Source organism: Dyella sedimenti, assembly GCF_022760995.1.
GTDB classification, from domain to species: domain Bacteria; phylum Pseudomonadota; class Gammaproteobacteria; order Xanthomonadales; family Rhodanobacteraceae; genus Dyella; species Dyella sedimenti.
Map to the genome: position 1 here is coordinate 507,761 of NZ_JAKWJO010000002.1, position 14,355 is coordinate 522,115.

Sequence of the window (14,355 nt, forward strand, 5' to 3'; positions counted from 1 at the left end):
CTCCCACAGTAGTAGTGAGGGGAGCGCGGGGTTCAGGCGGCGGAGAGGCGCTGCTCCAGTTCCTCCGGCGGCAGCGCGACGCCGAACAGGAAACCTTGCAGCAGCGAGCATCCGGCGCGGCGCAGGTGCTCGGCCTGGGCGGGCGTTTCCACGCCCTCGGCCACCACGCTCATGTCCAGGCTGTGCGCCATGGCGATGATGGCATCGGTGATGGCGGCGTTGTCGATGTCGGTGGCGATGTCGCGCACGAAGGTGCGGTCCACCTTCAGCGCGTCGATGGGGAAGTACTTCAGGTAGGACAGGCTGCAATAGCCAGTACCGAAGTCGTCCAGCGCCAGGCTGACGCCCAGCGCCTTGATGCGCTGCATGAGCGCGCGGCTCTGGTCGCCGGCGGACATCACCATGCGCTCGGTCAGTTCCAGTTCGATCAGCGAGGGCGGCAGCTGTGCATCGTCCAGCGCGGCCTTCAGCGCATCATGGAAACCCGGGTGCTGGAACTGGGGCGCGGCCACGTTTACCGCGACGACGATCGGATGCCCCGCGCGATACCACGCGCCGGCCTGGCGGCAGGCCTCGCGCAGCACCCATTCGCCGAGCGGCACGATCAGCCCGGTTTCCTCGGCCACCGGGATGAACTCGTCGGGCAGGTACACGTCGCGCCCGTCCACCCGCCAGCGCAGCAGCGCCTCGACGCCGACGATGCCGCCGGTCCGCGCGTCCACCTTGGGCTGGTAGTACAGGTGCAGGTCGCCCTGGCGCAGCGCCTTGCGCAGGTCCTGCTCGATGCGTAGGCGCGCGGCGGGGCGCTCGCTCATCGACGGCGTGTAGAAGCGGTAGCCGTTGCGGCCCTGCATCTTCACCTCGTACATGGCGATGTCGGCGTTGCGCAGCATCGCTTCCGCGTCGCGCGCGTCGTCCGGATAGACGCTGATGCCCACGCTGAAGGTGATGGTGAGGTCGCCGAGGCGGCTGGCGTCCGAGGCCTGCCACAGGCACATCAGCTTCTCGCTGAGCTGGCTGGCGCTGATGCGGCCGTCGATGCGCGAGAGCAGCACCACGAACTCGTCGCCGCCCACCCGGCTCACCGTGTCCTCGTTGCGCAGCGCGTCGCGCAGGCAGTTGGCGAAGCTGCGCAGCAGCGCGTCGCCGGCGGCATGGCCCAGCGCGTCGTTGACCTGCTTGAAGTGGTCGATGTCGATGTGCAGCAGCGCGGCCTGGTCGTGCCGGCGCAGGGCCGCCGCCAGTACCTGTTCCAGGCGCGATTGCAGCAGGCTGCGGTTGGGGAGGCCGGTGAGCGTATCGTGCTGGGCCAGGTGCGCCATCTTCAATGCCAGCGCGCGGGTCTCGCTGACGTCGTGGAACACCAGCACGCCGCCGATCACGCTGCCGGCGTGGTCGTGGATGGAGGCGGCCGAATCCTCGATCGGCGTCTCGAAGCCGTTGCGGTGCAGCAGCACGGCGTCGCCCTTCAATTCCACGATGGCGTCGCGGCGGATGGCGTCCATCAGGGGGCTGTGCAGGGGTTTGCGGGTGTGGCTGTCGATCAGCTGGAACACCTCGCTCATCGGCTTGCCCACGGCCTCGGCGTGGGTCCAGCCGGTCATCGCCTCGGCGATCGGGTTCAGCGAAGTCACGCGGTGCTGCAGGTCGGTGGTGATTACCGCGTCGCCGATCGAGCGCAGGGTCACCTCGGCCAGCTCGCGCTCGCGGAACAGCGCTTCCTCGTAGGCCTTGCGCTGGCTGATGTCCAGGATCTGCGCGACCGCGTGGTAGGGCTCGCCGCCGGTGCCGCGCACCAGCGACACGCTCAGCAGCACGTGCACGGCATGGCCGTCGCGGTGGATGTAGCGCTTCTCGAGCTGGTAGGTCTCCTGCTGGCCCCGCTTGAGCGCCTCGGTCAGCTCGTGCGAGGCGGGCAGGTCGTCGGTGTGGGTCAGGTCGGGCAGGGTCAGCGACAGCAGTTCCTGCTCGCCGTAGCCGAGCATCTGGCACAGCGCGTCGTTGACGCGCAGCATGTGGCCGTCGGTGGTCACCATCGCCATGCCGATAGGGGCGTGCTGGAAGGCGCCGTAGAAGCGCTGCTCGCTTTCGCGCAGCTGGGTCTCCAGCGCGTGCCGCTCGGTGAGGTCGATGAACACGGTGAACACGCCGCGCACGTGGCCGTTCTCGTCGAAGTCCGGCTGGAAGTTGCCGTGCATGTAGGTGCGGGTGGCGCCGCTGAACAGCTCGCCCTCGTAGACCGCCGGCTCGCCGGCCAGGGCCTGGTCCAGGCAGGCGCCGGCGCGCGCGAGGCTGCGGTGGTCGACCACTTCGTCGACGAGGCGGCCCACCATCTGCCTGGGATCGACGCCCATCCATGCCTGGTGGGTGCCGTTGGCGAAGCGGAAGCGGCGCTGGCGGTCGATATAGGTAATCAGCGCGGGTGCGCCATCGAGCACGTGGACGGGCCACTGGTCCTCGCTTCCTGCAGGGACGAACTCGCGATCGGTTTGCCGCATCTTGGGATATCGCCCCTTGGCGCACCCCTTGCGCCCATCCCCGCATGATGCGCCAAGCGCGGGCAGCTGTGCAGGTGGCTGACGAAAGGTGTCGATATTCCCCTACAGGTCGCGCTCCCGGGCGGGGCCGCCGGGGAGCGACGGGCCTCAGTGCAGCGATTCGGCCGGTGCGCCGAGGCGCCCCTCGGCATCGAGCACGATGCGTCCCAGCGCATGCAGCTCGGCGTCGATGCCGTAGCGGTCGGCCAGCGCCGCCGCCAGCGGACCCAGCGCCCGTGGGTGCAGGGGGTAGGCATGCGCCAGCGTGCGGGCCTGGGCGCTGGCGCCGCCCTGGGCCACGGTCACCGCCACCACGCCCAGCCCGGGAGCCTCGTGCGCATACAGCCGGGGGGCCTCCTGGCTGGCGATGGGCTCGCCCAGGGCTTCCAGCAGATAGCCGGGGTCGGCGGCGGACGGGTCGTTCGCCAGCACCAGGGGCACGTGATGGGCGCCGAGCAGGGCCGCGTACTGGCGCAGCTCGAACACCACGCCGGCGAAGTCGTGCGCGCGCTGCGCCGGCTCGCCCGCCTGCTGGCCCAGCCACGCGGCCGGGGATTGCGCCTGGACCTTGCCGTCGTGGTAGCGCAGGGCCAGCCCGCGGGCGCTCAGGGTAGTCTCGTCACGGTAGGGCGTGAGCAGGGCGGCTTCCAGCAGGGTCCACAGCGGCGCCAGGTTGACGTGTTCGTACTGCACGCAGGTCAGCGCGAGCAGGTCGTTGCGGCTCAGGTAGCGCGCGTGCTCCAGCTGCACCCCCAGCGTGCGCATCAGCCAGTCGGCGGTGCGCTGGCCGGCTTCGCCGCGACCCACCAGTTCCACTTCCAGCCGTTCGGACAGGTCCGGCGCCAGGTCCTCGGGTGCCAGCAGGGAGATCGGCAGCAGGCGCATCGGGCCGTCGGCGTAGGCCGCCTCCGGTTCCAGTGGCTGGGCCGGCATGTGGCCCTCGTGGGTGCCGAAGGCCACCACGTTCTCCAGGTGGCCGCGCGGGACCCGGCGGGCCAGCTCGTCCAGCGTGCCCCATGCCGGGAAGCCGGGGCGCAGCAGCTCCACCGCGTCGAACAGCGCGCCGGCCAGCGCCAGCCGTGCCTGCGCCACCTCCGGCACCAGCGCGTGAAGGTCGTCGGCCACCAGCGCCGACAGCTCGGCGGCCTCGTCGCGGCTCAGCGTGCGGCGAGAGGGGGCCGTGCCGGCGGGCAGTTCCAGGGCCAGGACCACGGGCAGGGCGACGAGTGCTTGTGCTTCCACGGAGGACGAACCCGAACGGCAAAGAACCAAATTCTAGCATTCACGACGTTTTGGGCTTCCGTGGCGTGGCGGCGCGGGTTAGCCTTGTCGACTCGGCTTTTTCGGACTTGTTCCCACCATGGAAAACACGCTCCAGCGCGTCGGTGTGATCGGCGGCGTCCGCATCCCGTTCTGCCGCAACAACACCGCCTACGCCGACGTCGGCAACTTCGGCATGTCGGTGAAGGTGCTGGGGTCGCTGGTCGAACGCTATGGCCTGCATGGGGTGGAACTGGGCGAGGTGGCCATGGGCGCGGTCATCCGGCATTCGTCCGAATGGAACCTGGCCCGCGAGGCGGTGCTGTCCTCCGGGCTGGCGCCGACCACCCCGGCGATCACCACCGCGCGGGCCTGTGGCACCTCGCTGGACAACGCCATCGTCATCGCCGGCAAGATCGCCACCGGGCAGATCGAGGCGGGCATCGCCGGCGGCTCGGACACCACCAGCGACGTGCCGATCGTGCTCGGCGAGCGCCTGCGCAAGCGGCTGCTGGCGGTCAACCGCGGCAAGACCTGGCAGGACAAGCTGCGCGCCGCCACCCAGGACTTTTCGTTCAAGGAATTGAAGCCCGCTTTCCCGGGCGTGGCCGAGCCGCGTACCGGCCTGTCGATGGGCGAGCACTGCGAGAAGATGGCCAAGGAATGGCACATCGGCCGCCAGGAGCAGGACCAGTTGGCGCTGGCCAGCCACCACAAGCTGGCCGCGGCCTACGAGGCCGGCTTCTTCGAGGACCTGGTGGTGCCGTTCCGTGGCCTCAAGCGCGACGGATTCCTGCGCCCGGACAGTACGCTGGAGAAACTCGGCGCGCTCAAGCCGGCGTTCGACAGGAGCTCCGGCCACGGCACGCTCACCGCGGGCAACTCCACCGGCCTGTCCGACGGCGCCGCCGCCGTGCTGCTGGGCACCGAGGCCTGGGCGGCCAAGCGCGGCCTCAGGGTGCAGGCCTGGTTCCGCGACGCCGAGGTGGCCGCGGTGGATTTCGTCCACGGCGAAGGCCTGCTGATGGCCCCCACCGTGGCGGTGCCGCGCATGCTGGCACGCCATGGGCTGACCCTGCAGGACTTCGATTTCTACGAGATCCACGAGGCCTTCGCCGCGCAGGTGCTGTGTACGCTGCGCGCGTGGGAGAGCGCCGACTACTGCAGGCAGCGCCTGGGCCTGGACCGGCCGCTGGGCACCATCGACCCGGCCCGGCTCAACGTGCACGGTTCCAGCCTGGCGGTGGGCCATCCCTTCGCCGCCACCGGCGCGCGCATCGTCGCCACGCTGGCCAAGCTGCTGGAACAGAAGGGTTCCGGCCGCGGCCTGATCTCCATCTGCACCGCCGGCGGCATGGGCGTTACCGCCATCCTCGAACGCTGAGCGCCGCGCCACGCCGATGTGGCGGCTGCGCACCACCGTCGGCCTGAGCGTGCTCGCCCTGGCGGTGGGTGTCGCCGGCACGGCCTGGCTCAGCGCCCTGACCGGTGATTGGAAGGGACCGGCGCGCGTCGCCGTGCCGCTGGCCAGGGTTCATGCGGCGCTGCGGCAGGCCGGGCGGGCGGTCCACCGGCATGCCGCGCCGGTCCGCCAGTCCGCCGCGACGACGATGGCGCCGCCCGCCGGGAACGAGCCGGCCCTCACGCCGATCGACATGCCGGCGCTGCCCGCTTCACTGCTGGAACGCCAGCCCCTGGGCAATGGCAAGGTCGTGCTGCGCCTGGTGGTCGATGGGGTGGCCGCGTGCAAAGCGCCGCGGTGGCCCGTTCCAGCGGCGACGCTGCGCTGGACGATCGCGCCGTGCGCACCGCGCTGCGCTGGCGCTTCGCCGTGCCGGCGGACCGGCCGCAAGGGCTGGCAGGCGAGTTGGTGATGCGCTTCGACGACACCCCCGCCGCCCCTTTGTTGTAGGAGCGCACCCTGTGCGCGACGGGTCCGGCCAAGGGGTTAGCGACGAGTGGCGAGGGCGCCAAGTCCGACCACCAGAGGCACCCCCTAGTCGCGCGACAGATTCGCGGGCTTGCGCCCTCGCTACTCACCCCTCGTCCCTGCTCCACATTCCCGTCGCGCACAGGGTGCGCTCCCACAAAAGTAGATAGGCGGCGGTGGCGCTACAGCACGCCCTTCACGCCCGCCCCGAAGGCGGTGATCAGCCGCGTGTAGATCAGCTTGGGCGAGACCGCCACGTCGGGGAAGTCGCCCACCGGCGTGTAGCAGCTCAGGAAGGCCGGGTCGCTCGGGCGCATCGGCGTGCAGCCGGCCTTGAGGTCGTAGCTGGTGGCGTAGCGGTACGGCCACAGGTCGAACACCGGCAGGCTGGCGGAGAAGTCGCCGATGGCCATGCTCAGGCTGCCCTGCTGGCGTGGCGCGATCACCCAGGCGTTCTCCGGCTGGGTGTCGCGCAGGATGCTGTCGCGCAGCTCGCTGGCGAAGCGGGCGTCGTAGACGATCACGCCGGCCTCGGTGTTGTAGTGGTCCGAGCGCGGGTCGAAGTTGTGCGAGCCCACCATGGCGAAGTCGTCGTCCACCACGATGGACTTGGCGTGCAGGCCGAAGCGCCGCCCGGGCGTGGTCAGCGGCGCGGGCCGGTTGCGCCGGGCGTTGCCGCGGCTGCCCAGCAGGCCGCGCTCGGTGCCCACGCGGTGCCGGCCCGGCGCATGGCCGGCCGGCGTCGGCGCCGGCCCTTCGTCGGCGGAGGCGTCGGCGTTGTCCTGCGCCGGCCCGGTCGCGTGCGGCTTCATCTCGTAGATCTCGAAGCCGTCGTCCTTCAGGTAGCGCTTGCGATGCTTGTAGGAGAGGGCATAGACCGCGAACGCGTCGGTGGAGGCCAGCGAATTGGTCGACACGATGATGCGCGGCGGCGACTCGCCCTGGCGCAGCCGCGCGAACAGGCGCTCCGCGCGCTGGCTCAGCACCAGGTAGGGCGTCTGCAGCACTACCTCGTGCTGGGCCGCGCCGACCATGCGCATCACGTGGGCGGTGAATTCGCGCGCGCTGCGCTGCTGCGGCTGCTCGGTCTTGGCCGGCAGGTCGCTGAAGTAGTCCACGCGCCCCGTGCGCAGGGTCTGCGAGACCAGGGCGTCGTCCAGCCAGTCGGGGTCCTCGGCCTCCTCCTGCACGCGCGCCACGCGTTGCGGGTGGGCATAGCGGGGCGCGGGCCAGGGCGTGGGCGCCTCGTTGTCGAGGATGTGCCGGTTGACGTCGCGCAGGTGGGTCAGCGGCACCGAGCGCCGGTGGTGCCAGAACGTCTCGAAGCTGGCCGCCATGGCGCGCGCCGCCGGGCCGCCCACCATCACGTCGCGGTCCACGTAGTCGAACTCGTCGTCCCAGTCGAAATAGCGGTCCTGGTAGTTGCGGCCGCCGGTGATGCCGATGGCGTCGTCCACCAGCAGCAGCTTGTTGTGCATGCGCTGGTTGAACGTCAGGAAGCAGCACACGATGCCGGCGGTGAATTCCGCCACTGAGGTCTGCGCCTCGTGGAAGGTCGGGTTGTACAGGCGCACCTGCAGGTTCTCGTGCGCGCCGGCCAGGCGTTCGAGCAGCGCCTGGTCGCCGAAGGAGAACAGCTGGTCGGCCAGGATGCGCACCTTCACGCCGCGCCGCGCCGCCTTCAGCAGTTCGTCGAGCACCAGCTGGCCGGCGTCGTCCTGGTCCCAGATATAGGTCTGGATGTCGACCGACCGCTGCGCGGCGCGGATCAGGTTGAGCCGCGCCACCAGCGCCGCCTCGCTGTCGTTGAGCAGGGTGACGACGTGCACCGGCTCGGCCTCGGTGGAGTCGGCCAGGGCCTGGCGCGCGGCGTCCAGCAGCGGGGAGTCGATCGCGCAATGGTCCGGGCGGTCGCAGTCGAGCGTGCGCTGCACCCGCTCGGCGACCACGGCGTCCGCACGGCGGATGCGCGTGGGCGACACGCTGCATCCCGAGGTAACCAGGATCGCAGCGAGCAGAAGGAAGAGGGCGACCCCGCGTTGGCGCATCGCCCGATGATACGGGGTGGTTTCAGCGCCTGGCGTAATCGAGGCTGATCGACATGCCCAATTCGACCTTGTCCGCCACCGCGGCGCGGTGTGCGCTCATCCCGAAGTCGCTGCGCTGGATGGTGCCGCGCACGGCGATCACGCATTGCTGCGGCGCGCTGAGCGGGCAATGCGAGGGCATCAGCTCGAAATGGGCGGGGCGGGTGATGCCGCGCAGGGTCAGCGTGCCATCCAGCGCGCCGCCGCGCTCCAGCATGCCCAGCGAGATCGGCTGCGAGACGAAATGGATCGAAGGATAATGCGAGGCATCGAAGAACTCGGGGGCCAGCACCCAGCGGCGGATGCGGTCGGAGGCCATATGGATGCTGTCCACGGTGATGTGCGCGTCGACCACCGCGGTATCGCGCAGCGCGCTCAGGGTGACGTCGCCGTCGATTTCCTCGAAGCGGCCGCTGATCTGGCTGAGCCAGAACAGGCGTACGCCGAAGTCGGCGTGGGAATGGATGGGGTCGATGCGGTAATCGCTGGCGTGGGCCAGCGGCATGGCCAGCAGCAGCAAGGCCAGGCAGCCGGGCAGCCAGCAGCTCATGGCGACCAGAAGGCATCCAGTCGCGCGTTGCCCGGCTCCAGCGCCCCATCCAGGTGCAGCACGGCCAGGCCGGCCGGCGGCATGCCGCGGAATTCGTCCGAGCGGCCCTCCACCAGCAGGGCCACCAGCCGCTCGATGCCCGGGTTGTGGCCCACCAGCAGCACCGTGCCGACGTCGCCATGCTGGTCGAGCAGGGCCAGCAGCTCGCCCGGGGTCGCCTCGTAGATGTCCTCCGCGTACTGCGGGGCCGGCGCCTGCGGCAGCGCCGCCAGGGCCAGGGACGCGGTGCTGCGGGTGCGCTCGGAAGGCGAGCACAGCACGCGGTCCGGCATCACCCCGTGCGAGGCCAGCCATTGGCCGGCGGCCCGCGCCTCCTGCTCGCCGCGCCCGCTCAGGCGCCGGTTGTGGTCGTTGCCTCCGGCGGGAGCGGGCTGGGCTTCGGCGTGACGCAACAGGATGAGTTCGTGCATGGTGGGCTCCAAGGTCGTGCCGCGCCGGGGGCGATGCCGCTCTCAGTGCTGGCGCTTGATCCAGCGCAGGAGCTGTTTCCAGTCCTCCTGGTGGCTGCGGACGTTTTCCGAAGCGTAGTCAAAGATACCCTTGCCAAGTGCGGCCAGCAGCACATAGGCCTGACTGTCGCGCAACTGCGCCACCAGCGGGAACGGTGCCTCCGCGGCCAGCCGCGCCATGGCTTCCTGGCTGGCGTTGGTCCAGGGCTTCAGGCGGTTGCCAACCAGGCCGACCGGCAGCTTGCCGCGCTTGATGCGGGGAACCTGCTGCAGGTGGGCCAGGAAATCGAACGTGGCATCCAGGTCGAAGGTTGACGGCAGCACTGGCACCAGCAGCACGTCGGCCTTTTCCAGGTAGGGCTCCAGTTCGCGTTCCTGCGAGCCGGCGGCCGTGTCGATCAGCACGCGCTGGGTGTCGGGCGGCAGCTTGTCCAGCGCCTTGCGGCCGCCTTCCAGGCCCAGCACGCCGGGGACGTTGTCCGGTCGCCGCGAGGCCCAGCGGAAGCTGGACTGCTGCCGATCCGCATCGACGATGGCCGTGTGCTTGCCATCCTCGGCCCAATGCGAAGCCAGCTGGGTGACCAGCGTGCTCTTGCCGCAACCGCCTTTGCTGCTTGCTACCAGTACCGTCAGCATGATGCCGCCCCAGTGTCCAAGCCGGGGCCAAGCCTAGGGCAGGGAGCGGTGCGTAGGGAATAGGCAAGCGCAAGAGCGCCGCGCGGCACGCGCGGGCAACGCGGACCACAGGGAGGCCTTGAACAGGCGCCTAGTCCCTGCTGGCGCTGGCGGCGGCATTGGCCGGCGACCAGTCCGTCGGCGCGTCCACGGCCACGTTGTAGTCGTGCAGGGCGGTGAGCATCAGGCTCATCTCGGTGCCGCCGGAGCGGGCCAGCGACATCAGGTGCTGGGCCAGGGCGGTATCGCCCTGGGCGCGGGCCGAGAGTTCCGAGAAGCGCTGCACCTGCCACACCAGGTTGCGGCGGGCGCGCTTGGCGTCCTCCTGCTGCGCCGGGTCATCGGCCAGCACCTCGCGCAGGTGCAGGCCCAGCGAGCGGCCCAGCGGGCTGGAGCCCCATTCGAGCAGCTTGCCCAGCTTCAGGCAGTCGGCCTTGGTCGCGGCGTCGCCACTGCCTTCCTCGCACAGCTTGGCGGTCGCCTGCAGCGCCGGTTGCGGCTGGGTCTCGGCCAGGCCGAACACCATCATCACCTGCACGCCGGCGGCCCCGGTGGCCGACAGCGGGCTCATCACGGCGGGGGGCGGCGGCAACAGGGTCACGGTGGTGGCCAGCGCTTTGAGGCTGGCGCCGGTGTAGTCGTCGTAGACCTTGGCCGAGGCGGCCTTGGCCAGGTCCGCGCGGGCGTCGTCCTTCTTGCCGTCGCGGGTGTCCTGGCCCAGCTTGAGCATCCAGACGGCGGCATTGTCCGGCGCCTGCGCGGTGAGCCTGGCCAGCGCGTCGGCGTTGGGGCAGTCATCGCCCTTGGCGTCGCAGTCGCTCAGCCGTACCCAGTTGACCTCCGGGCCGGCGCCTTCCGCCTGGGCGGCGCGATCGATCAGGCTGTGGAAGCTGTTGAAGTCGGGCAGGCCGGCCAGCGGCCGCGCCAGCAGGGCGCCGCCCAGCAGCGGCGTGGGCGCGGCCTGGGGGGCGATCACGCTGACCAAGTCCTTCTGGAAGGACAGCAGGGCCTGGCGCCGGGCGGTGGCCTGCTTGTCGGCCGTGGGCGGGGTCTTGGCGGCCAGCGCCGGGCTGGTGAGGGCGACCAAGGCCAGTGCGAGCGTGAGCGGATGCCGTCCAAGCATGGGGGGACTCCTTGTGCGGACTAAGCAGCCAGCATACCGATCCCGCATTAAGCTCGCCTGATCCGGTGGACGCGGCATGAGGGAGAACGCGTCCGGCCTTGCTAGCATGGCAGCTTCGCGACGCCCCGGGATGCACCGCCATCCTGCGCAGCACAGGAGACTTAAGGCAGTGAACGATTTTTCCTTCTTGGCCAGCGGACAGGCGGCCCCCTGGTTCGCGGGCTGGGGCACGCTGGCCCTCATCAACGCCGGGCTGGCGCAGGGCAAGAATCGCAGCGGCCTGCTGTGGTTCCTGCTGTCGCTGCCGTTCGGACCGGTCGCCACGCTGGTGCTGGTGCTGCTCCCCAAGGCGCGGCAGACGCTGTTCTGATTTGCAGGAGCGCACCCTGTGCGCGAACGCGGAGCTGCGGCTTTACCGCTGCGTAGGCTTTTCGCGCACAGGTGCGCTCCTACAGGTTAAGCGTGGGCGATTACTCGCCCAGCGCCTCGCGCATGAACTCCGGCTGGGCCAGCGCCGCCTTGTGGATGTCGGCGTTGTAGTAGCGGGTGGGGAAGCCCTTGCTCAGCGCACCGCGCTCGCGGAAGCCGGCCAGGTCGCCGCCCTTGCGCGCCATGGTGCAGCTCCACCAGCCGGTCGGGTAGCACGGCTGCGGGAACGGCAGGGTCTTGACCGCGCTGAAGCCGGCGGTGCGCATGGCCGAGCGCATGGACTTGATCAGTTCCAGGTGCGCCAGCGGCGATTCGGACTGCTGCACCAGGATGCCGCCGTGGCGCAGGGCCTTGAAGCAGCTGGCGTAGAAGGCGGCGTTGAACAGGCCCTCGGCGGGGCCGACCGGGTCGGTCGAGTCCACGATGATCAGGTCCAGCGATTCCGGCTCGGCCTCGGCCATGTACTTGATGCCGTCGATGAACAGCAGCTCGGCGCGCGCGTCGCCGTTGGATTCGCACAGCTCCGGGAAATACTGCTCGGCCAGGCGCGTCACGCGCTCGTCGATCTCCACCTGCACGGCGTGCTCCACTTCCTCGTGCTTGAGCACCTCGCGCAGCGTGCCGCAGTCGCCGCCGCCGATGATCACCACGCGCTTGGCGCGCGCATGGGTGAACAGCGCCGGGTGGGTCATCATCTCGTGGTACAGGAAATTGTCGCGGCTGGTCAGCATCACGCAGCCGTCGATCACCATCAGGTTGCCCCAGTCGGTGGTCTGGTAGATCTCGATGGTCTGGAACGGGGTTTTCTCGGCGTGCAGCAGCTTCTCCACGCGGTAGCCGATGGAGGAGCCGGAGGCCTGGTGGGCTTCGGTGAACCAGCTGGGGTGCTGCGACATGGGGAATGTTCCTGACGATCGGTGGGTTCAAAGATCGCGAATTGTAGCCGAACCGGCGCCCCCGTCCCGTCCACGGGCCGGCGGCCATCGGCACATTGTCACAAGGGGCCGTTACAATAGGCGACCGGACCGCCGCGCCACGCGGCTCGTGCCCAGGGGTGCGCCGCTCGAACCGCCTTCCGGTGCCGCGCCGGTCTGGCGCGCCGATGAGCGGCCTCCCAAGGTCAGCCCGGCCCCGCGGCGTGCGAGGCTTCCGGCCGGCTGGCTTCGTTTTTCGTCAAGGCACCGCCGCTGCGACGACATTACAGGCTCCAAAGGAACCCTCCGTGTCCAAGCACTGGAACATCGACGCCGCCCGCCATACCTACGCCGTCCCGCACTGGGGCGACGGCTACGTGGACATCAATGACGCCGGCCATATCGTGATGCGCCCCAAGGGCGCCGGCGGCCCCGCGCTGTCGCTGCCGGCCATCGTGGAGCGCGCCCGCGCCGAAGGCCTGCGCCTGCCGCTGCTGGTGCGCTTTCCGGACATCCTGGCCGATCGTTTGAAACGATTGCAGGATGCCTTCGCCAGGGCCATCGGCGAGTGGGGCTACGCGGGCGGCTATACGGCCGTCTATCCGATCAAGGTCAACCAGCAGCGCGGCGTGGCCGGCGAGCTGGTGGCCGCGGGCGAGCACGGCTTCGGCCTGGAGGCCGGCTCCAAGCCCGAGCTGATGGCGGTGCTGGCGATGGCCCGGCCCGGCAGCATCGTGATCTGCAACGGCTACAAGGACCGCGAATACGTGCGCCTGGCGCTGATCGGCCGCAAGCTCGGCCTGCGCGTGCACATCGTGATCGAGAAGCTCTCCGAGCTGGACCACGTGTTCGCCGAGGCCAGGGCGCTCGACGTCGAGCCGCTGCTCGGCGTGCGCGTGCGCCTGGCCTCGATCGGTGCCGGCAAGTGGCAGAACACCGGCGGCGACAAGGGCAAGTTCGGCCTCTCGCCCAGCCAGGTGCTCACCCTGGTGGAGCGGCTGGAGCAGGCCGGCCTCAAGCACACGCTGAAGCTGCAGCATTTCCACATGGGCTCACAGATTTCCAACGTGCGCGACATCGCCAACGGCATGCGCGAAGCCACGCGCTATTTCGTGGAGCTCAAGCGCATGGGCGTGCCGCTGGAGATCGTGGACGTCGGCGGCGGCCTGGGCGTGGACTACGAAGGCTCGCGCTCGCGTAGCCACAACTCCATCAACTACTCCATCGAGCAGTACGCCGCCACCATCGTGCAGTCGCTGGCCGAGGCGGTGGCGGAGGAGAACCTGCCCGCGCCGCACATCCTCACCGAGGCCGGCCGCGCCATGACCGCCCACCACGCGGTGATGGTGGTCAACGTGACCGAGGTGGAGCCGGTACCCGCCGGTCACATCCCGCCGGCGCACGCGCATGAACCGGCGGTGCTGCGACGCCTGCGCGAGACCTGGGAGGAACTGGACCGGCGCCCCGCGCTGGAACTGTTCCACGAGGCCCAGCACCACCTCGCCGAGGGCCAGGCGCTGTACGCGCTGGGCCAGCTGACCTTGGACGACCGCGCCCGCCTGGACGACATGTACTACGCCATCGCCAACGCGGTGCGCACGCGCCTGCTGCCGGCCGAGCGCTCGCACCGCCAGGCGCTGGACGAGCTGGACGAGAAGCTGGTGGACAAGTACTTCGTCAACTTCTCGGTGTTCGAGTCGGTGCCGGACATCTGGGCGATCGACCAGATCTTCCCGATCGCGCCGATCGCGCGCCTGGACGAGCAGCCCACCCGCCGCGGCGTGATCGTGGACCTCACCTGCGATTCGGACGGCCGCATCGACGACTACGTCGATGCCGAGGGCGTGGACGTGAGCCTGCCGCTTCATGCGCTGAAGGACGAGGAAAGCTATCGCCTGGGCATCTTCATGGTCGGCGCCTACCAGGAGACGTTGGGCGACATCCACAACCTGTTCGGCGACACCGATGCGGTGAACGTGCGAGTGGATGGCGATTCGTATGTTTTCGCGCACAAGCGCCGCGGCGACACCACCGACCTGATGCTCGACTACGTCGGCTACGATCTGGAAGCGCTGCGCGCCAGCTACCGCGAGCGGATCGCCGCGGCGGGCGTGGAGGGCGCGGCGGCGGAGCAGCTGTTCGTCACGTTGAACGAAGGTTTGACCGGCTATACCTACCTGTCCGAGGGCACGCGCTAACGCGCTTGCCCGTCATTCCGGCCTGCGCCGGAATGACGGAATAGGAAAGGCCACGCCAGGTTGTCCATTCGTCGCATGGATGCGCGCCCCGGGCTATGGCAGCCTGTGGCGTTGACGGCGGCGCGGGCCATGGCCTACACCGT

Annotated in this window: 12 protein-coding genes; 4 read left to right on the top strand and 8 right to left on the bottom strand. The window is 70.0% G+C overall.

The window, feature by feature from the left end:
• Nucleotides 1-32 precede the first annotated feature (32 nt).
• Nucleotides 33-2,498, bottom strand: a complete 2,466-nt coding sequence (locus MJ605_RS07495; RefSeq protein WP_243040679.1) for a sensor domain-containing protein — start codon at nt 2,496-2,498, stop codon at nt 33-35.
• Between the two features lie 147 nt (nt 2,499-2,645).
• The gene (locus MJ605_RS07500) at nt 2,646-3,779 is read right to left on the bottom strand and encodes a hypothetical protein (protein ID WP_243040680.1); all 1,134 of its coding nucleotides are present in this window, start codon (nt 3,777-3,779) and stop codon (nt 2,646-2,648) included.
• Between the two features lie 118 nt (nt 3,780-3,897).
• Between MJ605_RS07500 and MJ605_RS07505 the strand changes: the two genes are divergently transcribed.
• A complete protein-coding gene (locus MJ605_RS07505) occupies nt 3,898-5,181 on the top strand; it encodes an acetyl-CoA C-acetyltransferase (RefSeq protein ID WP_243040681.1) in 1,284 nt (427 codons plus the stop codon).
• Nucleotides 5,182-5,556: 375 nt separating this feature from the next.
• The gene (locus MJ605_RS19350; RefSeq protein ID WP_243040763.1) at nt 5,557-5,709 is read left to right on the top strand and encodes an energy transducer TonB; all 153 of its coding nucleotides are present in this window, start codon (nt 5,557-5,559) and stop codon (nt 5,707-5,709) included.
• 200 nt (nt 5,710-5,909) lie between these two features.
• Here the strand turns inward: MJ605_RS19350 and MJ605_RS07515 are convergent, their stop codons facing one another.
• The 5 genes from MJ605_RS07515 to MJ605_RS07535 all read right to left on the bottom strand — a co-directional run bounded on the left by MJ605_RS07515 (nt 5,910) and on the right by MJ605_RS07535 (nt 10,671).
• Complete coding sequence (locus MJ605_RS07515) at nt 5,910-7,775, bottom strand: phospholipase D-like domain-containing protein (protein ID WP_243040682.1); 1,866 nt, start codon at nt 7,773-7,775, stop codon at nt 5,910-5,912.
• A 22-nt stretch (nt 7,776-7,797) separates the two neighbouring features.
• Complete coding sequence (locus MJ605_RS07520) at nt 7,798-8,364, bottom strand: YceI family protein (protein WP_243040683.1); 567 nt, start codon at nt 8,362-8,364, stop codon at nt 7,798-7,800.
• Nucleotides 8,361-8,834 carry a SixA phosphatase family protein gene (locus MJ605_RS07525; RefSeq protein WP_243040684.1) on the bottom strand — a complete coding sequence of 158 codons (474 nt, stop codon included), beginning with the start codon at nt 8,832-8,834 and terminating at the stop codon, nt 8,361-8,363. The genes MJ605_RS07520 and MJ605_RS07525 overlap by 4 nt, the downstream gene beginning before the upstream one ends.
• Before the next feature lie 42 nt (nt 8,835-8,876).
• The gene (locus MJ605_RS07530) at nt 8,877-9,509 is read right to left on the bottom strand and encodes a ParA family protein (RefSeq protein ID WP_243040685.1); all 633 of its coding nucleotides are present in this window, start codon (nt 9,507-9,509) and stop codon (nt 8,877-8,879) included.
• A 130-nt stretch (nt 9,510-9,639) separates the two neighbouring features.
• Nucleotides 9,640-10,671, bottom strand: coding sequence for a hypothetical protein (locus MJ605_RS07535; protein ID WP_243040686.1), 1,032 nt, complete (start codon nt 10,669-10,671; stop codon nt 9,640-9,642).
• A gap of 169 nt (nt 10,672-10,840) precedes the next feature.
• Between MJ605_RS07535 and MJ605_RS07540 the strand changes: the two genes are divergently transcribed.
• Nucleotides 10,841-11,041, top strand: coding sequence for an antitermination protein NusB (locus tag MJ605_RS07540; RefSeq protein ID WP_243040687.1), 201 nt, complete (start codon nt 10,841-10,843; stop codon nt 11,039-11,041).
• A gap of 100 nt (nt 11,042-11,141) precedes the next feature.
• Here the strand turns inward: MJ605_RS07540 and speE are convergent, their stop codons facing one another.
• Complete coding sequence (gene speE / locus MJ605_RS07545; RefSeq protein WP_243040688.1) at nt 11,142-11,996, bottom strand: polyamine aminopropyltransferase; 855 nt, start codon at nt 11,994-11,996, stop codon at nt 11,142-11,144.
• Nucleotides 11,997-12,322: 326 nt separating this feature from the next.
• Here speE and speA point away from each other — a divergent pair, with 326 nt between their 5' ends.
• A complete protein-coding gene (gene speA / locus MJ605_RS07550) occupies nt 12,323-14,212 on the top strand; it encodes a biosynthetic arginine decarboxylase (RefSeq protein ID WP_243040689.1) in 1,890 nt (629 codons plus the stop codon).
• Nucleotides 14,213-14,355: the final 143 nt, after the last annotated feature.